Annotated in this window: 24 protein-coding genes; 12 read left to right on the plus strand and 12 right to left on the minus strand. The window is 64.7% G+C overall.

The features are described 5' to 3' along the window. Nucleotides 1-180 precede the first annotated feature (180 nt). Genes lepB through pyrE form a run of 4 tightly spaced genes read right to left on the minus strand, consistent with a single transcriptional unit; the run spans nt 181 to nt 2,826 of the window. The gene (gene lepB, locus K426_RS03865; protein ID WP_066553985.1) at nt 181-1,071 is read right to left on the minus strand and encodes a signal peptidase I; all 891 of its coding nucleotides are present in this window, start codon (nt 1,069-1,071) and stop codon (nt 181-183) included. Between the two features lie 31 nt (nt 1,072-1,102). Next, the gene (acpS, locus tag K426_RS03870) at nt 1,103-1,504 is read right to left on the minus strand and encodes a holo-ACP synthase (RefSeq protein WP_066553988.1); all 402 of its coding nucleotides are present in this window, start codon (nt 1,502-1,504) and stop codon (nt 1,103-1,105) included. Continuing rightward, a complete protein-coding gene (locus tag K426_RS03875) occupies nt 1,501-2,238 on the minus strand; it encodes a pyridoxine 5'-phosphate synthase (protein ID WP_066553990.1) in 738 nt (245 codons plus the stop codon). The genes acpS and K426_RS03875 overlap by 4 nt, the downstream gene beginning before the upstream one ends. Nucleotides 2,239-2,244: 6 nt before the next feature. Further along, nucleotides 2,245-2,826, minus strand: a complete 582-nt coding sequence (gene pyrE, locus K426_RS03880; protein ID WP_066553991.1) for an orotate phosphoribosyltransferase — start codon at nt 2,824-2,826, stop codon at nt 2,245-2,247. A 274-nt stretch (nt 2,827-3,100) separates the two neighbouring features. On the opposite strand from pyrE, the gene coxB reads away from it, so the two are divergent. From coxB to K426_RS03925, 10 genes are all read left to right on the plus strand, one after another. Beyond that, nucleotides 3,101-4,108 carry a cytochrome c oxidase subunit II gene (gene coxB / locus K426_RS03885; RefSeq protein WP_066553992.1) on the plus strand — a complete coding sequence of 336 codons (1,008 nt, stop codon included), beginning with the start codon at nt 3,101-3,103 and terminating at the stop codon, nt 4,106-4,108. 18 nt (nt 4,109-4,126) lie between these two features. Beyond that, on the plus strand, nt 4,127-5,794 hold the full coding sequence (gene ctaD, locus K426_RS03890) for a cytochrome c oxidase subunit I (RefSeq protein WP_066553993.1): 1,668 nt from the start codon (nt 4,127-4,129) through the stop codon (nt 5,792-5,794). A 117-nt stretch (nt 5,795-5,911) separates the two neighbouring features. Beyond that, complete coding sequence (locus tag K426_RS03895; protein ID WP_066553995.1) at nt 5,912-6,832, plus strand: heme o synthase; 921 nt, start codon at nt 5,912-5,914, stop codon at nt 6,830-6,832. Beyond that, the gene (locus K426_RS32820; protein ID WP_254911587.1) at nt 6,829-6,960 is read left to right on the plus strand and encodes a hypothetical protein; all 132 of its coding nucleotides are present in this window, start codon (nt 6,829-6,831) and stop codon (nt 6,958-6,960) included. The genes K426_RS03895 and K426_RS32820 overlap by 4 nt, the downstream gene beginning before the upstream one ends. After that, nucleotides 6,960-7,535, plus strand: coding sequence for a cytochrome c oxidase assembly protein (locus K426_RS03900; protein ID WP_066553996.1), 576 nt, complete (start codon nt 6,960-6,962; stop codon nt 7,533-7,535). Before K426_RS32820 ends, K426_RS03900 begins: the two co-directional genes overlap by 1 nt. 36 nt (nt 7,536-7,571) lie before the next feature. Continuing rightward, the gene (locus K426_RS03905) at nt 7,572-8,402 is read left to right on the plus strand and encodes a cytochrome c oxidase subunit 3 (protein ID WP_066553999.1); all 831 of its coding nucleotides are present in this window, start codon (nt 7,572-7,574) and stop codon (nt 8,400-8,402) included. A 72-nt stretch (nt 8,403-8,474) separates the two neighbouring features. Continuing rightward, complete coding sequence (locus K426_RS03910) at nt 8,475-8,885, plus strand: DUF983 domain-containing protein (protein ID WP_066554001.1); 411 nt, start codon at nt 8,475-8,477, stop codon at nt 8,883-8,885. Next, nucleotides 8,882-9,508: an SURF1 family protein gene (locus tag K426_RS03915; protein WP_066554003.1), complete on the plus strand. Its 627-nt coding sequence runs from the start codon at nt 8,882-8,884 to the stop codon at nt 9,506-9,508. The genes K426_RS03910 and K426_RS03915 overlap by 4 nt, the downstream gene beginning before the upstream one ends. A gap of 44 nt (nt 9,509-9,552) precedes the next feature. Next, nucleotides 9,553-10,953: a threonine synthase gene (gene thrC, locus K426_RS03920; RefSeq protein ID WP_066554010.1), complete on the plus strand. Its 1,401-nt coding sequence runs from the start codon at nt 9,553-9,555 to the stop codon at nt 10,951-10,953. Nucleotides 10,954-10,956: 3 nt separating this feature from the next. Next, nucleotides 10,957-11,826, plus strand: a complete 870-nt coding sequence (locus K426_RS03925; protein ID WP_066554011.1) for a class I SAM-dependent methyltransferase — start codon at nt 10,957-10,959, stop codon at nt 11,824-11,826. 205 nt (nt 11,827-12,031) lie between these two features. Here K426_RS03925 and K426_RS03930 read toward each other — a convergent pair whose 3' ends face one another. From K426_RS03930 to K426_RS03955, 6 genes are all read right to left on the minus strand, one after another. Then, entirely contained in the window at nt 12,032-12,541 is a 510-nt protein-coding gene (locus K426_RS03930; RefSeq protein ID WP_066554013.1) for a sterol desaturase family protein, read from the minus strand. A gap of 167 nt (nt 12,542-12,708) precedes the next feature. Beyond that, on the minus strand, nt 12,709-13,470 hold the full coding sequence (locus tag K426_RS03935; protein WP_066554016.1) for a TorF family putative porin: 762 nt from the start codon (nt 13,468-13,470) through the stop codon (nt 12,709-12,711). A gap of 255 nt (nt 13,471-13,725) precedes the next feature. Beyond that, complete coding sequence (locus K426_RS03940; protein WP_066554019.1) at nt 13,726-14,982, minus strand: mechanosensitive ion channel family protein; 1,257 nt, start codon at nt 14,980-14,982, stop codon at nt 13,726-13,728. Beyond that, nucleotides 14,979-16,184, minus strand: coding sequence for a cystathionine beta-lyase (gene metC, locus K426_RS03945; protein ID WP_066561345.1), 1,206 nt, complete (start codon nt 16,182-16,184; stop codon nt 14,979-14,981). The genes K426_RS03940 and metC overlap by 4 nt, the downstream gene beginning before the upstream one ends. After that, nucleotides 16,181-17,026 (minus strand): sulfurtransferase, encoded by an 846-nt coding sequence (locus K426_RS03950; protein WP_066554023.1) that lies wholly within the window; start codon nt 17,024-17,026, stop codon nt 16,181-16,183. The genes metC and K426_RS03950 overlap by 4 nt, the downstream gene beginning before the upstream one ends. Nucleotides 17,027-17,095: 69 nt before the next feature. Beyond that, nucleotides 17,096-18,280, minus strand: a complete 1,185-nt coding sequence (locus K426_RS03955) for a hypothetical protein (RefSeq protein ID WP_066554026.1) — start codon at nt 18,278-18,280, stop codon at nt 17,096-17,098. Nucleotides 18,281-18,395: 115 nt separating this feature from the next. Between K426_RS03955 and queF the strand changes: the two genes are divergently transcribed. Then, nucleotides 18,396-18,854, plus strand: a complete 459-nt coding sequence (gene queF, locus K426_RS03960) for a preQ(1) synthase (protein WP_066554028.1) — start codon at nt 18,396-18,398, stop codon at nt 18,852-18,854. Nucleotides 18,855-19,066: 212 nt separating this feature from the next. Further along, nucleotides 19,067-21,712, plus strand: a complete 2,646-nt coding sequence (locus K426_RS03965; RefSeq protein ID WP_066561347.1) for a M1 family metallopeptidase — start codon at nt 19,067-19,069, stop codon at nt 21,710-21,712. 46 nt (nt 21,713-21,758) lie between these two features. Here K426_RS03965 and K426_RS03970 read toward each other — a convergent pair whose 3' ends face one another. Beyond that, nucleotides 21,759-23,075 (minus strand): acetyl-CoA hydrolase/transferase family protein, encoded by a 1,317-nt coding sequence (locus tag K426_RS03970; protein WP_066554031.1) that lies wholly within the window; start codon nt 23,073-23,075, stop codon nt 21,759-21,761. Nucleotides 23,076-23,194: 119 nt separating this feature from the next. Continuing rightward, nucleotides 23,195-24,268, minus strand: a complete 1,074-nt coding sequence (locus K426_RS03975; protein WP_066561349.1) for a phytase — start codon at nt 24,266-24,268, stop codon at nt 23,195-23,197. Nucleotides 24,269-24,401 lie beyond the last annotated feature (133 nt).

Raw genomic sequence — 24,401 nt, forward strand, 5'->3', positions numbered from 1 at the left:
CGGCGCCCATGATCAGCAGGATCGGCTGCTCTAGGCCTTTGTTTTGCCGCGCTTTCCGAATCAGCAGATGATTTTATCTGCTTAGAAAACGCTCTAGCAGAACGAGCAGCGCCATTCGCTGGGGCCGGGTTCCTCGATGCGGTTTTCGTCCCGCTCAACCCAAGCCCCTATCCGAAAAGCTTATTTCGGCGGAGTAACGCTCGCCGGGCGCAGGCTGTTCCCCGCGCGTCCGCCGCGGAAGGCATGCAGCCAGCTCAACGGGTTCCAGGACGAATCGCCATCCAGGGAAAAGGTGATGAACTCCGCCCGGCCGCCAATGGCTTCCCACGGCACCGGCCCGCCCAGCCCATTTTCCTCCAGCGGCGCGCGGCTGTCGGCGCTATTGTCGCGATTGTCGCCCATCAGGAAAACATGATTCGCCGGGACGCGCACCGGCCCATACCAGTCGAGCGTGCTCGGCCCCATGTCGATGGTGACATAGGTCTTTCCATTGGGCAGCACTTCCTGGCGCACCGGCAGTTCGCACCAGCCTTTGCCGTTCACGTCCGTCACCAGCGCGCCGGGGAATTGCGTGGGCGGGCAGGGGGCATTGCCGTCCACCGGAATGCGGATCGGTTTCAGCACCTTCTGCGACACCGGCACGCCGTTCAGCACGACCTGGCCACTGCGCACCTCCACTATATCGCCCGGCAGGCCGATGACCCGCTTGATATAATCCTCCCGCTTGTTCTGCGGCGAAACGATGACGATGTCGCCGCGTTCCGGCATGCGTCCGAAAATCCGCCCTTTCAGGAACGGCAGCGGGTGGAAGCTGGGCGAGACATAGGACCAGCCATAGGGAAATTTGCTCACCACCAGCCGGTCGCCCTTCAGCAGCACCGGCATCATCGATTCGCTGGGAATGTAGAAGGGCTTGGCGACGAGACTGTGGAAAGCCAGGACAGCCAGGATCAGCAGGGTGATGCTCTTGACCTCCTGCCACCAGTCGACCGAGGTCTTTTCCGGTTCGGATGCCGGGGCCGGCTGTTCGGAGGGGGCAGGGTCGTTCTGGGTCATGTCGGCTGCCGTCATGGGAGGATTTCCGGCTGAAGAAGCACTGCGTTTATAACGGCAGAACTTCGATGATCACAAAGGCTTGTGCCCATGGATGATCGTCGGTTAGCGTCAAGTGAACGACCGGGCGATGTCCCGCCGGAACCAGCGAATCCAGCCGGGCGAGCGCCCCGCCGGTCAGGTGCAGCGTCGGCGCGCCGCTGGGGCCGTTGACGACGCCGATATCCTTCATGAACACGCCCTTCCTGAAGCCGGTGCCGACGGCCTTGGAAAAGGCTTCCTTGGCGGCGAAGCGCTTGGCGAGGGTTCCCGCCTTGGTGAAGGGGCGGCGATTGGCCTTGGCCCGCTCGACATCGGTGAACACGCGATTCTCGAACCGCTCCCCAAAGCGATCGAGCGAATTCTGGATTCGCTCGATATTGCAGAGGTCGGAGCCCAGGCCGATGATCAACGGGCCAGATCCATCTGGCGGCGCATTTCGCGGATGCTGCTCTCCAGTCCGCTGAAGATCGCCTCACCAATCAGGAAATGGCCGATATTGAGTTCTGCGACCTGCGGAATGGCGGCGATCGGCCCGACATTGTCGAAGGTCAGGCCATGGCCCGCATGCGGTTCTATGCCGTTTTTGGCAGCCAGTGCCGCCGCATCGGCCAGCCGGCGGAGTTCCTCGGCCCGTTCCGAACCCTCCAGATGCGCATAGCGCCCGGTGTGCAGCTCAACCACCGGCGCGCCGAGGCGAATCGCCGCCTCGATCTGCGCCGCATCCGGCTCGATGAACAGGCTGACGCGGACGCCCGCCTGGCCCAGCGCGCCGACGATCGGCCGCAACGCTTCGATCTGCCCTGCGGCGTCAAGGCCGCCCTCGGTCGTCCGCTCCTCCCGCTTTTCCGGCACGATGCAGGCGGCGTGCGGCCGATGCTTGAGCGCGATGCCCAGCATCTCCTGCGTCGCCGCCATTTCCAGATTGAGCGGCACGGTCAGCGCCGCCATCAGCGTGGCAATATCCTCATCGCGGATATGCCGCCGATCCTCGCGCAGATGAGCGGTGATGCCGTCGGCGCCCGCCTTGGCCGCCAGCAGCGCGGCCTTGACCGGGTCGGGATGCGCCCCCCCCCGCGCGTTGCGGATGGTCGCCACATGATCGATGTTGACGCCCAGGCGCAAAGGGGAAGGGGAGTGGGGCATGAGACTCTATTGCTTCCGGCTGCCGGGCTTGATCGCCGGGATCGCCGCCAGCTCGGGCGGGATCTGGTCGGCATCGTAGACCGGGAAGTTGATGCTGACGAGCGGGTAGAAGGGCACGCCCAATTCCACCTCGCCGGCCGATCGGTCGACCAGCGCGGCTTCGGCCAGGACGATGCCCCCTCCGGCCTCGACCGCTTCGATCGCCTGGCGCGAAGAGAGGCCCGTAGTCACCACATCCTCGACCATCAGCACCTTTTGCCCCGGCGTGATCGCGAAACCGCGACGCAGTTCGAATGTGCCTTCGGGCCGTTCGAGGAACACGGCATCCTTGTCGAGCGCGCGGCCGATTTCATGACCGATGATGAGGCCGCCCATGGCGGGCGAAACCACAAGGTCGATTTCCTGCCGCAGCTCGCGCGGCAATTTCTGCACGGTCGCGCGCGCCAGCCGGCCCGCGCGCTCCGCGTTCATCAGTACGCGCGCGCATTGGAGGTAATTGGCGCTGCGGCGGCCCGAGGACAGAATGAAATGCCCCTCCAGCAACGCGCCCGCAGCCCTGAATTCCGCTAATACTTCCTCGTCGGTCATCCGTGTCTTCGATCCATTCGCCCATGCCGTCCGCTGGCTTGCAAGACGGCATGCCTTCCCTGTCACAAGTCACCCCGTGATCGCGCCCCTGTGCGCGGGAAGCGAGATAGGCTCACCAACTAGGCGTTGCAACAGCGAAGAAAATCTGGTTGGGGAACCTTGAGGCGTAAAAAAAGATGCTTATAAGCCGCGGCAGACCGAAACGGGCGGGGGGACGTGCATGCGTGTGTCTTCGTTGCAGCGGCGCCAAGGGGTTACGGGGTAAGAAGACGCTATGAAAAAGGTGAAATCGCTCGTTCTTGTCGGGTTGTTGGCCTTCGCGCCCACGCTCGCGATGAACGGTCCGGTGCTGGCCCAGGAGAATGCCGCGGTCGCGGCTCCAGCCACCGGGAATGAGGCTGCTGCCGCCGATTCGGCCAGCAATGCCGCGGCGCCCGCCGCAGACGCTGCTCCCGCCGCCAAGGTGGCCGCCCCGCCGCGCATGAAGCCCACGCTGGGCATTGGCATGCCGATGCCGGGCGAAATCACCCTTCAGAAGCAGTTCTCGCCAACCGGCCACACAGCGCGCTGGCTGCATGACGTGCTGCTGCTGCCGATCATCACCATCATCTCGGTCTTCGTGCTGATCCTGATGCTCTATGTGATGGTCCGTTTCCGCCGCAGCGCCAATCCGACGCCTTCCAAAACCTCGCACAATACGGTGATCGAGGTGATCTGGACGGTGGTGCCGGTGGTGATCCTGCTGGCGATCGCGGTGCCCTCGATCGGCCTGCTCGCGGACCAGTACAAGCCCGCGCCCAAGGATGCGCTGACCGTCAAGGTCACCGGCTATCAATGGTATTGGGGCTATGAATATCCCGACAATGCCATTCCGGAATTCGTGTCCAACCTGCTGCCCAGGGACAAGGCGGAGGCGAATGGCGAGCCCTATCTGCTGGCGCCGGACAATCGCCTGGTTCTGCCGGTCGGCCGCCCGATCAAGCTGATCATCACCGGCGCCGACGTGATCCACAGCTTCGCGGTTCCCTCGCTCTGGGTGAAGATGGACGCGGTGCCGGGCCGCCTCAACGAGAAGAGCTTCACCATCGAGAAGCCGGGCGTCTATTACGGCCAGTGTTCGGAGCTTTGCGGCGCGCGCCACGGCTTCATGCCGATCGCGATCGAGGCGCTGGAACCCGCGCAGTTCGACCAGTGGCTGCTTTCGCAGGGCGGCAAGCTTCAGGGCGCTGCCGCAGCGACCACGGCCGAGGCTCCCGCGCCCGCCGCCCCCGCCAAGCTTTGATGTAAGGGCATAGACGCCATGACCACCATTACCGCAGATCATCACGGCGATCATGTGCATGAGCATCATGACGCCGACCACAAGCCGGCCTTCTTCCAGCGTTGGTTCATGTCGACTAACCACAAGGATATCGGCACCCTCTATCTGATCTTCGCGATCGTCGCCGGCATCATCGGCGGCGCAATCTCGGGCCTGATGCGCGCGGAACTCGCCGCGCCGGGCATCCAGTATCTCCAGGCCTGGGCGCAGTATAGCGACGGGCCGAGCGCCACGCTGGATCAGGCCTATCACCTCTGGAACGTGCTGATCACCGCTCACGGCCTCATCATGGTCTTCTTCATGGTGATGCCCGCGATGATCGGCGGCTTTGGCAACTGGTTCGTGCCGATCATGATCGGCGCGCCGGACATGGCCTTCCCGCGGATGAACAATATCAGCTTCTGGCTGCTCATCCCGGCTTTCGCCCTGCTGCTCGGATCGACCTTCGTCCCCGGCGGCACCGGCAACGGCGCGGGCACCGGCTGGACGGTCTATGCGCCGCTCTCGACCAGTGGGTCGGCGGGTCCGGCGGTCGACATGGCGATCCTCTCGCTCCACATCGCGGGCGCCAGCTCGATCCTGGGTGCGGTCAACTTCATTACCACCATCCTCAACATGCGTGCGCCGGGCATGACCCTGCACAAGATGCCGTTGTTCGTCTGGTCGGTGCTGGTCACTGCCTTCCTGCTGCTGCTCGCGCTGCCGGTTCTGGCCGCCGCGATCACCATGCTGCTGACCGACCGCAATTTCGGCACGACCTTCTATGATGCCGCCGGCGGTGGCGATCCGGAGCTGTACCAGCATCTCTTCTGGTTCTTCGGCCACCCCGAAGTGTACATCATGATTTTGCCGGGCTTCGGCATCATCAGCCAGATCGTCTCGACCTTCAGCCGTAAGCCCGTCTTCGGTTATCTCGGCATGGCATACGCCATGGTCGCGATCGGCGTCGTCGGTTTCGTCGTCTGGGCGCACCACATGTTCACCACCGGCATGTCGGTGAATGTGAAGATGTACTTCACCGCCGCAACGATGGTGATCGCGGTGCCCACCGGCATCAAGATCTTCTCCTGGATCGCGACGATTTGGGGCGGTTCGATCAGCTACAAGACCCCGATGGTCTGGGCGCTGGGCTTCATCTTCCTGTTCACCGTGGGCGGCGTCACCGGCGTGGTGCTGGCCAATGGCGGCGTCGACGACGTGCTGCACGACACTTATTATGTGGTGGCGCACTTCCACTATGTGCTGTCGCTGGGCGCGGTGTTCGGCCTGTTCGCGGGCTTCTACTACTGGTTCCCGAAAATGTCGGGCCGGATGTACAATGAATTCCTCGGCCATCTGCACTTCTGGGTGTTCTTCGTCGGCGTGAACATGCTGTTCTTCCCGATGCACTTCCTGGGCCTGTCGGGCATGCCGCGCCGCTATCCCGACTATCCGGAGGCCTTTGCTTATTGGAACAAGGTCGCGAGCCACGGCTATGAGATCATGGCGGTTGGCATGCTGATCTTCTTCGTCAACCTTGTCTGGTCGCTGGTCGCCGGCAAGAAGGCGGAAGGCAATCCCTGGGGCGAAGGCGCCACCACGCTCGAATGGACGCTGCCGAGCCCGCCGCCTTTCCACCAGTTCGAAACGTTGCCGGTCATCGACTGATCGCGACGACGGGCGTTCCGGTTTGCCGGAACGCCGGGATTGGCGTAAAGGCCGCCAATTCCTGGAAACAGGGCGATCCCGGCGCGGTCATCGTGCCGGGTGCCGCATGAGGAGACTATGGCAAGTACGCCGATCATGTCCGAAGGTTCGGCTTCCGTGATTCCCGCGCATTGGCGGGACTTCGTCGCGCTGACGAAGCCCAGGGTGATGACGCTGGTCGTCTTTACCGGGCTTTGCGGTCTGCTCGCGGCGCCAGGTCACATCCATCCGGTTCTGGCCTTCACGGCGATTCTCTGCATCGCGCTCGGTGCAGGCGCGGCGGCCACGCTCAACCAATGGTATGAGGCGGACATCGACGCGAAGATGAAACGCACGGCCAACCGTCCGCTGCCTGCGGGCCGGATGGACCGGCAGTCCGCGCTGCATTTCGGCGTCGGGCTATCCTTCTTCTCCGTGCTGCTCATGGGCATTGCGACCAACTGGCTGGCCGCGGCCGTGCTGGCTGTGTCGATCCTATTCTACGTCTTCGTCTACACCATCTGGCTCAAACCCCGGACCGCGCAGAATATCGTGATCGGCGGCGCGGCAGGCGCGTTTCCGCCGGTGATCGGCTGGGCGGCGGTGACGGGTGACATCAGCGCCTTGCCGGTCGCCCTGTTCATGCTGATCTTCTTTTGGACGCCGCCGCATTTCTGGGCGCTCGCCCTGTTCGTGAAGACGGATTATGCCGCAGCAGGCATTCCCATGCTGCCGGTCGTCTCCGGCGAAGTGGTGACGCGCCGCCAGATCTGGTTCTACACCGCGATCATGGCGGTGGCGGCGATGGCGCCGGTGCTGATGCATTTGACCGGGCCGATTTACGGAACAACCGCTCTGCTGGGCACCGCACTCTTCGTGATCATGGCCTTTCAGATCCTGCGCCGGCGCGAGAGCGACCCCGCGCGCATGGCGCCGGAAAGACGGCTGTTCAAATATTCGATCCTCTATCTCTTTCTGCTCTTTGGCGCGGTAGTCGTCGACCGGTGGGTGTTCGCATGACTCCAGAAGAAGACAGGCAGGTCCGCGCCCGGCAGAAATCCCGCGCCATCGTGACGGGGCTGTTATTGGGTGCGCTGGTCATCCTCTTTTACGCGATCACCATCGCCAAAATCGGTGGCGGGCATTGATGGCGAGCCTCCCCCCTTCACCCTTCGACCGGGATCGCCGCAATCGGCGGACGATGATCGCCATGGCGGGCGTGGGCCTTGCCATGCTGGGTCTCGGTTTCGCCTCGGTGCCGCTCTATCGCATGTTCTGCGAGCGAACCGGTTTTGGCGGCACCACGCAGCGCGCCGCCGCGAATGTCCAGGTCAGCGAAGCGGTGGGACACCGCGTGTCGATCCGCTTCGATTCCAACGTGACGCCGGGCATGCCGTGGCAATTCTATCCCGAGCATCACACCCGCACGGTGACGATCGGCGCGCGCAACATGGCGATCTTCGTCGCGAAGAACATGTCGGACAAGCCGGTCACCGGCACCGCCAGCTTCAACGTCACGCCTTTGCAGGCGGGCGCTTATTTCACCAAGATCCAGTGCTTCTGCTTCACCCAACAAACGCTTCAGCCGGGACAGCAGGTGCGCATGCCGGTGATCTATTATGTCGATCCGAAGATATTGACGGATGCCGACAATAAGGACACGCAGGAAATCACGCTCAGCTACACCTTCTATCCTGTTGAGCAGGATAAAAAGCCAAGCTAAGGCTCAATTATAACGCGAACGGGGATGAGAAACGTCATGGCAGGCGCCAAGAACCACGATTATCATATTCTTCCGCCCAGCATCTGGCCCTTTTTTGGCTCCATGTCGGTGCTGGTCATGGCTTTCGGCGCGATCATGTGGATGCATGCCGATGCGATGCCGGCCGGCGGCGGCTGGGTTTTTCTGATCGGCGTCGCGGGCGTGCTGTTCACCATGTATAGCTGGTGGACCAATGTCATTGCAGAGGCCCATGCCGGCGATCACACGCCGGTGGTTCAGCTCCACCTGCGCTACGGCATGATCCTGTTCATCGCGTCGGAAGTCATGTTCTTCGTGGGCTGGTTCTGGTCCTTCTTCGACTTCTCGCTCTTCCCCAGCCAGTTGGCGCCGATCGAGGGCATGTTCCCCTCCAAGGGCATCGAGGTGATGAACGCCTTCGAACTGCCGCTGCTCAACACGCTGATCCTGCTCTGCTCGGGCACGACCGTCACCTGGGCGCATCATGCGCTGATCCATGGCGACCGCGAAGGGTTGAAGAGGGGGCTGACGCTGACCGTCATTCTGGGCGTGCTCTTCTCCTCAATCCAGGCCTATGAATATGCCCATGCGCCTTTCCCGTTCGGCGGCAGCCCCTATAGCTCGGCCTTCTACATGGCGACCGGCTTCCATGGCTTCCACGTTCTGATCGGCACCATCTTCCTGCTGGTGAACCTGATCCGCGCGCATAAGGGCGATTTCACCCCGCGCCAGCATTTCGGCTTCGAGGCCGCTGCCTGGTACTGGCATTTCGTCGACGTGGTGTGGCTGTTCCTCTTCGTCGCCATCTATGTCTGGGGCGGCTGGGGCGCGCCGGTCCACGGCGGTTGATCCTTCCGCTGATGATTACGCGAATGACGGCCGGCCCTGTTCCGGCCGTTTTCTTTTTGAGGAGCGGGCATTATGCCTGACGCCATGCCATCGCCTGAGCCTCAATCCCCCGCGCCGCAGCCCTTGCTGGCTGCTGCGGCCATGGGCGCTTGTCCGCAATGCGGCGCGCAGACCCTGTTTGCGGGGCCGGTCCGTTTTGCGGCGTCTTGCCGCTCCTGTGGACTGGACTATGGCCAGTTCAACGTCGGGGACGGTCCTGCGGCGTTTCTGACCCTGATCATCGGCGCCCTGATGGTGGCGATGGCGCTGATATTGGAATTGAAGGTCCACCCTCCGCTCTGGCTGCACATCTTGCTTTGGACGCCGTTGACCGTGGCCGCCGTGATCGGGAGCCTGCGGGTGGCCAAGGGCGCGTTGCTGATTCTGGAATATCGCAACAAGGCGCGGGAGGGGCGCCTGACCCCGCCGGATCGCGAAGCATGAGCCGCCGCTTCCCCCTGATTCCGACGCTGATCGTCGCGGCGGCGGTGCTGGTGATGATCGCCCTTGGCGTCTGGCAATTGCAGCGCCGGGCCGAAAAGGACGCGATGCTGGATCTGGTCGCCTCCAATCCGGGCAAGCCGCCGGTCGCCTTTCCCGCTTATCCGCCCGTGCCATCCGAACTGTTGTTCCGTCGCTCGTCCACCCATTGCTTGCGCGTGGTCCGCTGGCACAGCGAAGCGGGGCGCGCAGCCGATGGCTCGGTCGGCTACCGTTACATTGCCGAATGTGCGACTGGCGCGGAGGGCCCCGGCGTGCTGGTGGCCGCGGGCGTGGCCCGGACGCCGGACGCGAAGCCCCAATGGCGCGGCGGCCAGATGCGCGGGTGGATAGGGGAAGAGCCCGATCATCGCTCGCTCCTGTCGCGGATCAGTGGCAAGGCAATGCCCCTGCGACCGATGCTGATCGCCGGAGAGGCCGTGCCGGGCTTCAAGCCGCTCGCGCCGCCCACCGCCGCGGACGTGCCCAACAACCATCTGGCCTATGCCGTGCAGTGGTTTTTCTTCGCCGCAATCGCGGTGGTCATCTATCTGCTCGCGCTGCGCAAACGGACCCCGCTGCCTTAAAAGCTTGCCCGAAGGCGCGTCCAGCGCTACCGGGCTACCCCATCATGCAATATGTGAGCACCAGGGGGAGCGCGCCCGCGCTCGGGTTCGAGGATGTGACGCTGGCTGGGCTGGCGTCCGATGGCGGACTCTATCTGCCGGAAAGCTGGCCTGGCTTTTCCGCAGACGATATTCGCGCGCTTGCGGGCCTGTCCTATGTCGAAACGGCAGTGCGGGTCATGGCGCCCTTCGTCGCCGGGTCGCTCAGCGAGGAGGAACTGCGCGAGCTATGCACCACCGCCTATGGCCGGTTCAGCCATGACGCGGTGACGCCGCTGGTGCAGCTCGACCACCAGCATTGGCTGCTGGAGCTGTTCCACGGGCCGACGCTGGCGTTCAAGGACGTCGCACTGCAACTGCTCGGCCAATTGTTCGAGCGCTTCCTGTCGCGCCGCGAGGATCATCTGACCATCGTCGGAGCGACCTCCGGCGATACCGGGTCGGCGGCGATCGATGCCGTTGCGGGCCGCGAGAAGATCGATATCTTCATGCTGCACCCCGAAGGCCGCGTGTCGGACGTCCAGCGCCGCCAGATGACCACGGTGCTGGCGCCCAATGTCTATAATATCGCCATCGACGGCAGCTTCGACGACGCGCAGGCGCTGGTGAAGGCGATGTTCAACGATGCGGCCTTCGCGCGCCGCTTCAACCTGTCGGCAGTGAACAGCATCAACTGGGCGCGGCTGATGGCGCAGGTCGTCTATTATTTCTACGCCGCCGTCCGCCTGGGCGCGCCGGAGCGGGCGATCGCCTTTTCCGTGCCCACCGGCAATTTCGGTGATGTGTTCGCGGGCTATGTCGCGGCGAAGATGGGGCTGCCGGTCGCGAAGCTGATGGTGGCGACCAATGTCAACGACATCCTCCATCGCGCACTGTCCGAAGGCGATTATAGCCAGGGTCAGGTCGTGGCGACCGCGACGCCCAGCATGGACATCCAGGTCAGCTCCAATTTCGAGCGGCTGCTGTTCGATGCGGGCGGGCGCGACGGCAAGGCGCTGGCCGAACAGATGAAGGGTTTCGAGGCGAGCAAGGCGATGCGCCTCACCAATGCGCAGCGCGACGGCGCGTCGGCGCTCTTCACTTCCGCCCGGGTCGATGCCGACAGCATGACCATGGCGATGCGCTGGGCCTATGACGCGGCGGGGCAGGTGATCGATCCGCACAGCGCGGTCGGGCTGGCGGCGGCGCGGGCGATCGATCTCGATCCGGCGGTGCCTGTGGTCACGCTGGCGACGGCGCATGCGGCGAAGTTCCCCACGGCGGTCGAGCGCGCCACGGGCATCCGTCCTTCGCTGCCCTCGCGCGTGGGCGACCTGTTCGCGCGGGAAGAGGCCTATGCCAAGCTGCCCGGCACCTTTGACGCGGTCACCGCCTATGTCGCGGAGCGGGCGACGCCGAGGAGCTGAGGCTTGGACCTTCAGACCCTCATAGGCGAGCCTTGGGCCGATTATGGCCTGATCGATTCGGGCCATGGGCGCAAGCTGGAGCGCTATGGCCGCTTCCGCTTCATCCGGCCCGAGCCGCAGGCCATGTGGGCGCCGGCGCAGGACGACTGGATGGCGGACGGCGAATTCATTCCCGGTTCCGATGAGGAAGGCGGCGGCCGCTGGTTCTATGAGCGGCCCGTGCCGGCCGAGGGCTGGCCGCTGCACTGGAACGAGGTGACGTTCCAGTCGAGTTGCACCCCTTTCCGCCATCTGGGCTTCTTTCCCGATATGGCGCCGGTCTGGGACTGGATGCGCGGCAAGATCGCCGGGAAAGATCAGGCTCAGGTTATGAACCTGTTCGGCTATACCGGCGTCGGCACGCTGGCGATGACGGCGGCGGGTGCGCAGATGGTGCATGTCGACGCTTCCAAGAAGTCGGTGGCGCAGGCGCGGGCCAATGCGGCGCTATCGGGGCTGGAGGACCGGCCGGTCCGCTGGATCGTCGATGACGCGGCCAAGTTCGTGGCGCGGGAAGTGCGACGGGGGCGGCGCTATGACGGCATATTGCTCGATCCGCCCAAATATGGGCGCGGGCCGGATGGCGAGGTCTGGCGGCTTGAAGAAGATCTGCCGGGGCTCATCGCCAATTGCCGGCAGTTGCTGGATGAGGACAGCCGCTTTCTGTTCCTGACGGTTTATGCGGTCCGGATGTCGGCGCTGGCGATCGGGGAATTGTTGAGCCAAGCCTTTGCCGATCTGCCCGGTACGGTGGAAGCGGGCGAACTGGCGGTGCGTGAGGAAGCCCGCGGGCTGATGCTGCCGACCGCGATCTGGGCGCGATGGAGCCGCTGAGGTTTTCAGGGCTGTCCGGTTGCTGAAATGGATGGCCAGTTTTGGCCATTTTCCGCCATTAAGCGCATCCGTGTTCCTGCGAAGGCAGGAACCCAGTCCCGCCGTTTGTGGATCATCGCAGCGCGGGAACTGGGCTCCTGCCTTCGCAGGAGCACGATGCGTTCCAAGGAAACGGCGCAAGTAGACCGTCCCCTATTCACCCCCCTCAACCCTTCAAACCACCCTTCGCCGCGCGCAGGCCAGCCTTGCCGTTCGCCGCGAGTTCGCGCTTGAGCTCTTCCGGGCGGGGCGCCACGAGGAAGCCGAAGCTGACACAGCCCTGCTTGCTCTCGACCGCATGATGCAGGCGGTGGGCCTGGACGATCCGCTTCATATAGGCCGAGCGAGGGACATAGCGGTGCGCGACACGGCGGTGGACGATGATGTCGTGGAAGCCGAGATAGATGGCGCCATAGGCCGCCACGCCTGCGCCAACCGCCGTCGCCCAATCGCCCCAATGCCATTGCACGCCGCCCAGCAGCAGCAGGATCGAGGGCATGGCGAAGATCACGAAATAGAGATCGTTCGCCTCCCACCGGCCGGGACGCTCCCGGTGGTGGCTGGCGTGCAGGAACCAGCCCGGCCCATGCATCACCCAGCGGTGCATGAGATAGGCGAAGCCCTCCATCGCGGCGACCGTGGCGAGGAAGATCAGGGCGAGCAGCAGGGCGTTCATGTGGCCACTATAGGGCGAGGCCCGCGCTCAGGCGACCCGCAAAGGACAAGAAAAAGGCCGCGACCCAATGGATCGCGGCCCCTTTCATGACTTTTCAGACGTCTGCCTGTCGTGATTTCCGAGTCGGCGGGGGCAAGCCAGCTTTCCCCCGCTTCGAAATCACTTTGTCAGAAGGATGCGGTGATCGAACCGACCACACCGGCCTTGCTGATGTTGCGGCCGCTGGGGCTGTAGAGCGACTTGTCGGTGTCGACATAGGAGACGCCGAAGGTCAGGTGGCTCCAGGTATAGGTCGCGCCGACGTTCCAGTCGGTATATTCCTTGCCGATGGTCAGGTAGCTGGGACCGAAGCTGTGGCCAAGGTGCGCCGACACGCCCAGCGGGGTGTTCGGGATGCTGGCCGACAGGTCACCGGCGACGTACAGATTGTCTTCCTTGGGGCCGCCGCCAGGAATCTGGCTGCCAAGGCCGATCGCGGCCTGCTTTGGCGCATAGGCAGCGCTCAGCTTGGCGGTTGCCGGGCCGAAGGTACCCTTGACCGAGGCATAGGGTTCGAAAAAGTCGGAATTGATACCGCCGGTGCCGGGATAGTAGTAGTACAGCACACCTGCGTCGAAGGTGGCCGCACCGACCGTCTTCGAATAGCCAGCGATCAGATCGAGTTCCTGGTCGCCGCCATTGTAGACATAATCATCGATCGAAGAACCCCAAACCGAGACATAGAAACCCGATTCATGGGTCACGGTGATGCCGCCCTGCAGCGCGAAGCGCTTGTCGGTCTGCGAAATGCCGCGGAAGCGATAGTCGGTGACGACAGCCGCATTGCCGGTGACGGTGAGCGCCGGAGTGGGCTCATCCTGGGCGAAGGCCGGTGCCGACACGGCGGCAGCCAAAGCGAGGGCCGATAGGCCGAGAATGGACTTACGCATATGGTTTCCCCTTGATGGTTATCTGCGATCGTCCCGCCTGCGTCATGGTCCCAAGTCTCTATCGCCCTGCACGGGATGGACCGGGTTGCCTCAACGATTGAGGAAATGCCTTTCCCCGTTGCGGCGCACAAGAATTTATTGCCGTTGCGTGTCGTTTGCTTCTTCAATGTTGCTGGCCTGCAACAAAATCAGGCATGATTATGGCGCTGCGCGGCGTTTCGCGCGCTTTTCGCCGTAATTGTCGCGGGAAAGCGGCTATCGCAGCGGCGTGACATCGCGGGGCGCGTGAATGACGCGCTGCGGATAGGGGATGGTGATGCCATGCTCGCGGAACAGCAGCCACAGCCGGCCCAACACATCGGACTTCACATTGCCCACGCCGCTTTCCGGGTCGCTGATCCACACCAATATGTCATGTTCGACGCGGTTCTCGCCAAAGGCGGTGAGCCAGACATTGGGCTTGGGACTGCGCAGCACGCGGGGGCTTTCCTGCGCGGCGCGGAGCATCAGTTCCTGCGCAAGCTTGAGATCGCTGTCATAGCCAATGCCGACGGGGATGCGGACGCGGACATTGCGGTCGGAATAGGACCAGTTCTCCACCTCCTGCGTCATCAGATTCTCGTTCGGGATCAGATGTTCCTTGCCGTCGCGGGTGATGACGGACACAGCGCGCACCCCGATCTTGTTCACCCAGCCGAAGCTGTCGCCCACGACGATGACATCGCCCGGCTTGATCGAACGGTCCATCAGCAGGATGATCCCGGCGATCAGGTTGCCGAAGGTCTTTTGCAGGCCAAAGCCGACCGCCAGCCCCAGCGCGCCGGAAAAGACCGCGAAGGCGGTGAGGTCAATGCCGAGCAGGTCGACGCCGATGAAGAAGGCGGCGACGACTACGACGATGGCGGCCAGTTTCTGGGCCAGCAGCTTTTGCGTGGCGTCCAGGCCATGGGCGCGGGTGATGCTGCGCCCGACGATGCGGTTGGTCAGGCGCACCAGGGCGAAGAGCGCGACGCAGATGGCGGCCATGCTGACCAGGCCGAGCAGGGTGACGCGCCGCTTGCCGAGGTCGAGGCCGACGCCGTCGAGCATGTCGGCCACCGGGGCAAAGCCGCCGCTGCTGCCCGAAAGGACCATGACGAAGAGCAGCAGGGCGATGGGCAGGACGGCGAGGCGCGCTATGGCGAGGCTGCGCAGGATATGCACGGCAAGCAGCGAAAGCGACAGGGCAAGCGCCGCGCCCAGGATGAGATGCGCGAAATCCCCGATCGGCCAGAAGGCGACGGCGACCGCGATCATGGCGGCGGCGATGATATGGTGCAGGATTGGCCGCAAATGCCCCGCCAGCGCTTCGCCCAAGCCACGGAAGCGGCGGCGCAGCCGCGGCGAGGCGAAGCGGGAGACGGCGCCAGCGACCAGATAGAGGGCGACGGCCAGCGCCAGCGCTATCAGGGGATGAACGATGGCGGGATCACCGGGCAGCCGGGACAGCAGCTCGGGCAGGCCCGGCATCATCCGCGCACGGCCCGGAAGCGGGCGAGGCCCGCGTCGAGATCAGCGATCAGGTCGTCGGGGTCTTCCAGGCCGATTTGCAGGCGGACGGCGGGGCCTTCGGCTTGCCAGACGGTGGCCGTGCGGTAGCGGGCCGGGTCGACCGGCAGCGCGAGGCTTTCAAAGCCGCCCCAGCTATAGCCGATGCCGAAATGGGCGAGGCCGTCGATCAGGGCGGCGCGGGATTGTTCGTCGCCGCCCTTGAGGACGAAGCTGAACAGCCCGCTGGAGCCAGTGAAATCGCGTCGCCAGAGGTCGTGGCCGGGGCAGGAAGACAGGGCCGGGTGCAGCACGCGGGCGACATCGGGCTGCTTAGACAGCCATTGCGCGATCTGGAGCGCACTCACCTGATGCTGGTTCAGACGCACGCCCAATGTGCGCAGGCCACGTGCGGCGAGCCAGGCATCGTCGGGGCTGGCCATCTGGCCGAACAGATAGGCGGCCTGACGGATTTTCGGGAAGAAGGCCGGGCTGGCCGTCACCGATCCCATCATCACATCGCTATGGCCGACAATATATTTGGTGCAGGCGAGGATGCTGATGTCGACGCCATGGGCCAGGGCGGGGAAGAAATAGGGCGTGGCCCAGGTATTGTCGATCAGAGTTGCGATGCCCTTTTCCCGCGCTATGGCGGCGATGGCGGGGACGTCCTGCACCTCAAAGGTCAGGCTGCCGGGGCTTTCCATGAAAATGGCGCGAGTCGCGTCGGTGATGAGGTCCGCGATTCCCGCTCCGACGGTCGGATCGTAATAGACCGTTTCTATGCCGAGCGGGCGGAGCATCTGTTCGCAGAAATTGCGGGTCGGATCATAGGCGCTGTCGACCATCAGCAACTGGTCGCCGGGCTTCAGCACCGCCATCAGCGCGCAGGCGATGGCCGCGACGCCCGAAGGATAGAGCATCGTGCCTTCGGCGCCCGGCTCCATTTCGGTGAGGGCGTCGGCCAGGCTCCATGACGTCGGCGTGCCCTTGCGGCCGTAGAACAGGCGCTCGTGTGTGCTGCGGCCCGCCGCGCTGCGCAGATGCGCGACATCGTCATAGAGGATGGTCGACGCGCGCCAGACCGGAGGGCTGACGATGCCGCCGGGCTGGCCGGGCATGCCGGTCCATTCGGGCTTGCGTCCGGCCTGCGCCAGTTGCGTGAGGGGCTTGCGATCCTTGCTCATGCGGCGCCTGTCGCTTTCGGCGTGGCGGGGTCCAGACCCCATTCCGACCAGCTTCCGTCATAGAGGGTGACGTCGGTCTTGCCGAGCAGTTCGAGCCCAGAGAGGATGATCGCCGCCGTCACGCCGCTGCCGCAGCTCGTGATGATCGGGCGCGCAAAATCCGTGTCCGCGTCGAGGAAGAGGCGACGAAGCTCCTCGCCCTGTTTCATGCTGTTGTCGGCATTGTAGAAGGCGGAAGAGGGGATGTTGCGGCTGTGCGGGATATGGCCCGACGCCATGCCGGGCCGGGGTTCCTTTTCCTCGCCGGTGAAGCGCGGCGCGCCCCTGGCGTCGAGCACCTGTTCGGACTGGGTTTCGAGATTGGCCAGAAGGTCTTCCTTGGTGCGCACCTGGCCGGGGGCGCGGCGGGCGATGGCATTGCCGCGTGGCGGGGTGGGAATGCCGCTTTCCGTGGGGCGTCCTTCGGCCAGCCATTTGACGAGGCCGCCGTCAAGGATCGCGGCGCTCTTGCCCAGCCCAAAGAGGCGCATCATCCACCAGCCGCGCGCAGCGCTGTGGGTGGGGCTGTTGTCATAGACGATGATGCGGCTGTCGGCGTCTATGCCAAGCTGCCGGCAACGCTCGGTCATGAAGGCGTCGGTCGGCAGCATGCCGGGGCGCGGATCGTCCGGATCGGCCAGCGTCGGCAGGTCGAGAAAGGCCGCGCCGGGGATATGGGCGGCTTCGAACTCGGCCCTCGGGTCGCGGGGGGTGCCGGGGAGGAAAAGGCTGGCATCGACGATTTTGAGGTCGGGTTTGCCCAGCTCGTTCGCCAGCCAGTCGGTGGATACCAATATGTTCATGCGGCCTTTTCCTCTGTGCTTGCCTCCTTTTTAGGATCGGCAGGCGAAGGTGGGAAGGGCCGATCGACCTTAGCTGGCGAGGGAAAGCGCGGTCGCGCGGCTGCCGGGGGTGCGATATTGGCGCGGGCCAAGGTCCAGGCGGAAGGGCGAGAGGCGTTCGACCGGCGGCGATTGTTCCTCGCCCACGATGAAGGCGCGGCCGGTGCGGCCGATTCCTTCGCTGCCGCCCGTCCAGCGATATTGCGCGTCAAAGGCGATCAGCGGGATCAAAAGGGCGCGCTGGCCCATCTGGACCGCTGCAATTTCCTGGGCGTTGAGCCGCATCTCGCCGGTCAGCTTCTGCGTCTCGCCCGGTGCGATCGAAACGATGGAATGGACGGGAAGCCCGGTTTCGCCCGCGAAAAACTGTTGGAACAGCGCCTGTTGCTGCGCGTCGGCATTCGCGATCAGGCTGCGGACGAGAATGTCCTCCGCTGTCTGGGTGCCCCGGTTGTGGAGCGTCAGCATGTAGCCGATCGTTGCGCCCATGAGTGTCAGGCGGGCGGCCTGCACGTCCATGGCGAGGTCAAGCCAGGGGCGGTCGGTGGCGGCGGGCGCGGGTTCTGGCTTGGCCGGGGCTGGAGGAGGGACGGGAGCCGCCTTGGGCTGCGCGGGCCGGGGCGCTGGCGGCGGGGGGGCTGGTTCGGGTTCGTAATAGGCTTCCTCGACCTCTTCCGGCTTGCGGCGGCGCAGCCAGAGGAAGGCGCCGATCAGCAGGGCGACACCGGCTGCGACGGCGATCCAGCGCCAGTTGGCGGCGGGCTCTTCCGCGGGCGCCAGCGGAGCCACTTGAGGTGCAGGAGTTGCGCCATTGTCGGCGGGCGGGAGGGCTTGGTTCTCGACCGCCTGGGGTGCTGATATGGGTTCGCCGGGCGCGGCGCTCTCGGGCGGCGTTTGGCTTTGAGGCGCCGGTCGAGGCGCGCGTTGGGGTTCGGCCGGGCGGCGTTGCTGCGGCTGCTGGGGCGCAGGCTGCGGCGTGGGAATGACGGCGGGCGGCACCTGGATCGTCGGGGCGACGATCGGAGGCGGCGTCACCGTCGCGGGCGCGCCGCGAAAGACGTCGAGTTCCGGGCCTTGCCGGTTGGGATTGGTCGTTTGCGGCTGCGTCGTGCGCGGCAGGTTGAAGACCGGATCGGCGGCGTTTTCCTGCTGGGCGAGGGCGGACGTGGCCAGCATCAGTGGCGTGGCGAACAGAAGCGAGAAACGGAACCCCATGGGTCGCAGCCAAGGCATAAGCCCCAGTGAACCCGCCATGAACGAAAGGCAAGAGAGGAGACCAGAGGTTGCTGGGCGATGACATATGCCGTGCAATCGCGTAGATGGCCTGCCCATGACTGACATGCCGACTCCGCTCCATCTGGGCCAGACCAGTGCCCTGCCCGCACGTCCCGAAGACGCCGTGCTGGACTATGTGCCCAATCCCAGGCCGGGAAAGCCCTATCTGGTGCGCTTCACCGCGCCCGAATTCACCTCGCTCTGCCCGGTGACGGGGCAGCCGGATTTCGCGCATCTGGTGATCGACTATGCGCCCGCCGCGACCATCGTCGAATCGAAATCGCTGAAGCTGTTCCTGGGGGCGTTCCGCAACCATGCCGCTTTCCATGAGGATTGCACCGTGGGAATCGGGGAGCGGCTGTTCGTGGAGATGAATCCGCTCTGGCTGCGCATCGGCGGCTATTGGTATCCGCGTGGCGGGATTCCGATCGACGTGTTCTGGCAGTCGGGGGAGCCGCCCGCCGGACTTTGGCTGCCTTCGCAGGATGTGCCGGGCTATCGCGGGCGGGGGTAAGTTCGCCCGAAGAGAATCGTGCTCCTGCCTTCGCAGGAGCACGGGATATTTGCGGCCCGGCCTGTTGTTTGACAAACGGACAACAACATTCGACCAACGACATCGGCGGCGGGACGCCCGGCTTGACCGACAGGCCGAAACAGCCGATCCCCCTGTCATCATGGCGCGCGCCCTTCGCCGCGCCGTTCCAACGTGTCGGAGTTGCGAACCTCATGTCCTTTTCGAAGATTCTTCCGCTGATGCTGGCGGCTGCGCCCCTTGCCATGGCGGTGCCGGCCTTGGCGCAGACGGCGCCTGCCGGCCCCGCTGCCGGCGTCACCACCCAATTGCCGCGTGGCGCCGCGCCCAGCCATTATGCGATTCAGGTCACGCCCGATGCGGCGAACCTCAAATTCACCGGCAAGGTGACGATCGACATCACCGTGGCGCAGGCCATGCCCGCGCTGGTGCTGAACGCCGCCGATCTGACGGTGAGCGGCGTCACGCTCACCCCCGCAAAGGGCAAGGCGGTGAAGGGAACCGCCAAGGTCGACGCCGATGCGCAGACCGTGACCTTCGATTTCGGCAAGCCGGTCCAGCCTGGCAGCTACAAGCTCGCCATCGATTATGCGGGCATCATCAACACGCAGGCGAACGGCCTGTTCGCGCTCGACTATACCGACAATGACGGCAAGGCGAAGCGTGCCCTCTTCACCCAGTTCGAGGCGCCCGATGCCCGCCGCTTCGTGCCGAGCTTCGACGAACCGAGCTACAAGGCGACCTTCGACCTGAGCGCCGTCATCCCCGCCGATCAGCTTGCGGTCAGCAACATGCCGGTCAAGAGCAGCACCGATGCGGCCGGCGGCAGGAAGCTGGTCACTTTCGGCACCTCCCCCAAAATGTCCTCCTATCTGCTATTCTTCGGCCTGGGCGAGCTGGAGCGCGCCACAAAACAAGCAGGCGCGACCGAAGTCGGCGTGATCACCGGCAAGGGCAATACCGACAAGGCGCAACTGGCGCTCGACGCGTCGGCGGCGATCCTGCCTTATTATAACGACTATTTCGGCGTGCCCTTCCCGCTGCCCAAGCTGGATAACGTCGCCGGGCCGGGACAGAGCCAGTTCTTCTCCGCCATGGAGAATTGGGGCGCGATCTTCACCTTCGAACGCGCACTGCTGGTCGATCCGCGCTTTACCTCCGAAAGCACGCGTCGGGTGATCTACTCCATCGTCGCGCATGAAATGGCGCACCAGTGGTTTGGCGACCTCGTCACCATGGCCTGGTGGGACGATCTCTGGCTGAACGAAGGTTTTGCAAGCTGGATGGCGACCAAGGTCACGGACAAGCTGAACCCCGAATGGGAAATGCTGCTCTCCCGCGTCAACGGCCGCGAGCGCGCGATGAGCCTCGATTCGCTGGTGACGACCCATCCGATCCTCCAGAAGATCCATACCGTCGATGAGGTGAATCAGGCCTTTGACGACATCACCTATGAAAAGGGTGAGGCGGTCATCACCATGCTGGAGGGCTTTGCCGGGGAGGATGCGTGGCGCTCGGGCATCCGCGCCTATATGAAGCAGCATGCCTATGGGAACACCGTGACCGACGATCTTTGGAAGGCGGTCGAGGGCGCGGGCGCCAAGGGCGTGGTCGGCATCGCGCATGACTTCACCAGCCAGCCGGGCATTCCGCTGGTGAAGGTGGACTCGGCCCAATGCCAGGGCGGTTCGACCCTGCTGTCGCTGAGCCAAGGCGAGTTCAGCCGCGATCGCAAGGACAAGACGCCGCTTCGCTGGAATGTGCCGGTCATGGCCCAGACCATCGGCGGAACCCAGCAGCAACTGATCCTCAATGGCAGCGCGCAGGTCACGCTGCCCGGTTGCGGCGCTTATGTGATCAATGCGGGGCAGACGGGCTATTATCGCTCGCTCTATCCGGAAACGAACGTCAAGGCGCTGGCGAAGGACTTCACCAAGCTCGCCTCCATGGATCAGATCGGCCTGTTGGCGGATAATTTCCAATTGGGGCTGGGCGGCTACCAGCCCATGGGTCTGGCGCTCGACCTGATCGACGCCGTGCCCGTCAATGCCAGCCCAGCCGTGCTGGCCGAGGTGCCGGGCTATCTCGACAGCGCGCATAGCATGCTGGAGAGCGACAAGGCGGCGCAGGCGCGGGTCGCGGCCTATGCCTCGAAGAAGCTCAGTCCAGTGCTGGCGACCGTCGGCTTCGACGCGAAGCCGGGTGAAAATCCGCAGGTGCCGGTGCTGCGTTCGGCGCTGGTGTCGACGCTGGGCGGCATGGGCGACAAGGCCGTGGTGGCCGAGGCGAACAAGCGCTTTGCCGCGCTGGCGGGCAATCCGGCGGCGCTGGATGGGCCGCTGCGCAATGTCTGGCTGCGGATCATCGCGGAAAATGCCGATGCGGCGACCTGGGAGAAGCTGCGTGGCCTCGCCAATGGGGCGAAGACGGACCTTGAAAAGAGTACGACCTTCGCGCTGCTGGGCGTCGCGAAGGATGAGGCGCTGGCGGGCAAGGCGCTCGACCTCGCCATGACCGACGAGCCGGGCAAGACCACCAGCGCGGCGATCATCTCCGCCGTGGGCGGGGAGCATTCGATGCTGGCGGTCGACTATGTGCTGGCGCATCGCCAGCAATATGAGGCGATGATCGACGTGTCGGCGCGGTCCCAGGCGATCGCGCGGCTGGGCGGCAATTCCGCCGATCCGGCGATGGTGACGAAGCTGGATGGCTATGCGAGCCAGTATCTGACGCCGGAATCGCGCAAGGTGGTGGATCGCTCCATCGCCGCGATCAAGACGCGGATCGAGACGCGGGCACGGCTCAAGCCCGCGCTGCTGGCCTGGTTCGCCAAGAAGTGAGATTGGGGGCGGTGGAGCGATCTGCCGCCCTTCTTCTTGGAGCGCGCTACAGCAACCGCCGCTCAAACGCGCCCCGTTCCAGCTCTTCCCGGAAATCGGGATGAGCAATCCCGATCAGTGCGCGGGCGCGTTCCGATAGCGTCTTGCCCTTCATGTCGACCCAGCCATATTCGGTGACGACGATATGCGTATCGGTGCGCGGCGTCGTCACCGGCCCAGCGAGCCAGGGCACGATCCGCGAAACCGTCCCCTTGGCCGCAGTCGAGTGGCAGGCGATGATCGACCGGCCGCCCTTCGACGCATAGGCGCCGCGCACGAAATCGAGCTGGCCGCCAGTGCCGCTATATTGGCGCCCATTCATATATTCGGAATTGCAGGCGCCGCTCAGGTCGACCTGAATGGTGGCGTTGACCGAAATCACCCGGTCGTTTTGCGCGATGATGTGCGGTGCGTTCACATGCTCGACCGGATGCGCCGCCAGTGCCGGATTATCATGCAGGAAGTCGTAAAGCCCCTGGTCGCCCATGGCGAAGGTGAAGACCGAGCGGCCCGGATGGATGCTTTTCCGGCTGTTGTCGACCACGCCCGCCTTGATCAGGCTGACGAGGCCGGGGGTGAGCAGTTCGGTGTGGATGCCGAGCTGCCGATGATCCATCAACGCGGCGCAGACCGCGTCCGGCACGGCGCCGATGCCCATTTGCAGGCAGGCGCCGTCCCCCACCATCTCCGCGATGATGGCGCCGATCGCTTCGTCATTGGCGGTGCGCGGCAGGGGCGGGATCTGCACCAGCGGGGCGTGGTTTTCCACGATCGCCGTGACTGCCGAGAGCGGGATTTTGCAGTCGCCATGGACATAGGGCATGGCGGGATTGACCTCGACGATCAGCCGGGCGCCGCTGCGCGCGACCATCAGCGCATAGTCGGTGTTGGTGCCCAGGCTGAAGCAGCCGTCGGCGTCCATTGGCGAGACGGTGACGAACAGCGTGTCGACGCGAAGATGTTCGGTCAGGACGCGGGGAATCTGGTGGAACTGGACGGGAAGCGTCTCGACAAGATTGTGCGTGGTGCCGGCGCGCAGGGCGTCCGTGTTGCGCTCGACGCCGCCATGGAAGAGGCTGACATGGCGGATGCGGTCGCTGAGGTCGGGCGAGAGGATCGACTGGCTCGCGCTGGCGCAGGCGAGCATGCAGTAGAGCGTGCCATTGGTGAGGTCGCCGGAGCGGACGCGGTCGGCCAGCGCGTCCATCAAGGCAGGCGGGTAGCTGACGGCGAGGCCGACGACCATCTTCGCGCCGTCGGGGACCAGCGCGGCCGCCTGCGCGGCGGTCATGGTCTTGGCGCGGTAATTTTCTGTGATGGGCATCCTACTCTCCCCGGACTTTTGGGAGATTGTCGCGCTGTTGGCACGGGAGCGCAATGGCGACGAAAGTAGGGGGTGGGCCTTAAAGGCCATCCCCCGACCCCGCCGAAGGGAGGGTGCCTTTAGCGGGCTATGCCGAGCGCCCTGGCGATGTCGTCCCACGCGACCAGCTTGAAATTCTGGGCCGCCGTGGCGTTGTGGCCGTCCTGCGCTACGAACAGCCCGCCGGGATAGTTCGGCCCGAAATCCCCCAGCATCAGGTCGATGCCGTCGGTTTCCTCCGACCCGCCAATGGCGCCATCGACCACGCGGAATCGGCCGGCATAGCCGTCGTCGCTCAGGCGATAGGCGACATAGGCGTTGTCGCCCTGGCTGGAGACGAGGACATAGCCGTCTTTCTCGCCCATGGGCGCGATGGCGACGCCTTCGGCATCCATGACAAGGTTCTTGCCGTCCGCCGCCGCGATCTTCGTCGGCGCGGCCGGGCCGGTCGGCCGGGCGTCGAAGCGCCAGAGGCCGACATCTTCCTCCGCCACATAGAGGATGCCGGTGCGGTCATCGACCGCGCAGCCTTCGGACTGGGTGCCGAGTTTCATGGTCCGGACGATCCTGCCGGTCGGCGCGGCGCCCGAGGTTTCGAGCGCGATCTGGTTCACCGTGCCGTCCTTGAGCACGACGAAGGCGTAGGTCGCTTCCGGCGCGCCATAGAGGCAGATGCCATAGGCCTCCCCCTTGCCCGCATCGACCTTGCCGAGCGTCGTCAGCCGGGCGGTGGCGGGGTCGAGGCGGAAGAGGGCGAGCCTGGCATTCGTCACATCATTGCGGTCGCTGGCGACGACGAGGATGCCGTTCCGGCCGTTGATCGTCACATTGTCGCGCAGGTCGACATTGTTGACCCGTCCCGCGTCGAGAAAGTCGCGGGTCTTGCCGTCGAGGCCATAGACATAAAGCCCGGCCTTCTTGTCGGTGCCGACGATCAGGCTCTGCACAGGGTCGGCGGCGTTGCGCCAGATCGCCGGATCGTCCGCCGCATCGGCATTGGCCGTGCCGACGGGTGCTGTTTCCCCCCGTGCCGTGACGTTCACGGCGGGAGTGGCGTTGGCGATGCGCTGGGCCAAGGGCGGTTCGGTCGCCGTGGTGGCGCAGGCGCCGAGCAGAAGGACGGCGCAAAGCCCGGCAAATGAGCATCTGGTCATGGATTCCCCCCCCGTTTCGAGATGCTTCCTGGACATGCTCCATGACAGGGATGTGACGGGACAGGCGCAAATATTGGTCCATATGTCACTGATCTGTCACCATAATTTCATCTGGTTGTATTCCTGCCGCCCT

The sequence above is a fragment of the Sphingobium sp. TKS genome, assembly GCF_001563265.1.
In the GTDB taxonomy this organism is placed as follows: Bacteria; Pseudomonadota; Alphaproteobacteria; order Sphingomonadales; family Sphingomonadaceae; genus Sphingobium.

Bases quoted from the DNA above. Each gene is read 5' to 3' on its own strand.
- lepB (WP_066553985.1), bottom strand. From the start codon at position 1,071: ATGACGGCAGCCGACATGACCCAGAACGACCCTGCCCCCTCCGAACAG.
- K426_RS03875 (WP_066553990.1), bottom strand. From the start codon at position 2,238: ATGCCCCACTCCCCTTCCCCTTTGCGCCTGGGCGTCAACATCGATCAT.
- pyrE (WP_066553991.1), bottom strand. From the start codon at position 2,826: ATGACCGACGAGGAAGTATTAGCGGAATTCAGGGCTGCGGGCGCGTTG.
- coxB (WP_066553992.1), top strand. From the start codon at position 3,101: ATGAAAAAGGTGAAATCGCTCGTTCTTGTCGGGTTGTTGGCCTTCGCG.
- ctaD (WP_066553993.1), top strand. From the start codon at position 4,127: ATGACCACCATTACCGCAGATCATCACGGCGATCATGTGCATGAGCAT.
- K426_RS03895 (WP_066553995.1), top strand. From the start codon at position 5,912: ATGGCAAGTACGCCGATCATGTCCGAAGGTTCGGCTTCCGTGATTCCC.
- K426_RS32820 (WP_254911587.1), top strand. From the start codon at position 6,829: ATGACTCCAGAAGAAGACAGGCAGGTCCGCGCCCGGCAGAAATCCCGC.
- K426_RS03900 (WP_066553996.1), top strand. From the start codon at position 6,960: ATGGCGAGCCTCCCCCCTTCACCCTTCGACCGGGATCGCCGCAATCGG.
- K426_RS03905 (WP_066553999.1), top strand. From the start codon at position 7,572: ATGGCAGGCGCCAAGAACCACGATTATCATATTCTTCCGCCCAGCATC.
- K426_RS03910 (WP_066554001.1), top strand. From the start codon at position 8,475: ATGCCTGACGCCATGCCATCGCCTGAGCCTCAATCCCCCGCGCCGCAG.
- K426_RS03915 (WP_066554003.1), top strand. From the start codon at position 8,882: ATGAGCCGCCGCTTCCCCCTGATTCCGACGCTGATCGTCGCGGCGGCG.
- thrC (WP_066554010.1), top strand. From the start codon at position 9,553: ATGCAATATGTGAGCACCAGGGGGAGCGCGCCCGCGCTCGGGTTCGAG.
- K426_RS03930 (WP_066554013.1), bottom strand. From the start codon at position 12,541: ATGAACGCCCTGCTGCTCGCCCTGATCTTCCTCGCCACGGTCGCCGCG.
- K426_RS03935 (WP_066554016.1), bottom strand. From the start codon at position 13,470: ATGCGTAAGTCCATTCTCGGCCTATCGGCCCTCGCTTTGGCTGCCGCC.
- K426_RS03940 (WP_066554019.1), bottom strand. From the start codon at position 14,982: ATGATGCCGGGCCTGCCCGAGCTGCTGTCCCGGCTGCCCGGTGATCCC.
- metC (WP_066561345.1), bottom strand. From the start codon at position 16,184: ATGAGCAAGGATCGCAAGCCCCTCACGCAACTGGCGCAGGCCGGACGC.
- K426_RS03950 (WP_066554023.1), bottom strand. From the start codon at position 17,026: ATGAACATATTGGTATCCACCGACTGGCTGGCGAACGAGCTGGGCAAA.
- K426_RS03955 (WP_066554026.1), bottom strand. From the start codon at position 18,280: ATGGGGTTCCGTTTCTCGCTTCTGTTCGCCACGCCACTGATGCTGGCC.
- queF (WP_066554028.1), top strand. From the start codon at position 18,396: ATGACTGACATGCCGACTCCGCTCCATCTGGGCCAGACCAGTGCCCTG.
- K426_RS03965 (WP_066561347.1), top strand. From the start codon at position 19,067: ATGTCCTTTTCGAAGATTCTTCCGCTGATGCTGGCGGCTGCGCCCCTT.
- K426_RS03970 (WP_066554031.1), bottom strand. From the start codon at position 23,075: ATGCCCATCACAGAAAATTACCGCGCCAAGACCATGACCGCCGCGCAG.
- K426_RS03975 (WP_066561349.1), bottom strand. From the start codon at position 24,268: ATGACCAGATGCTCATTTGCCGGGCTTTGCGCCGTCCTTCTGCTCGGC.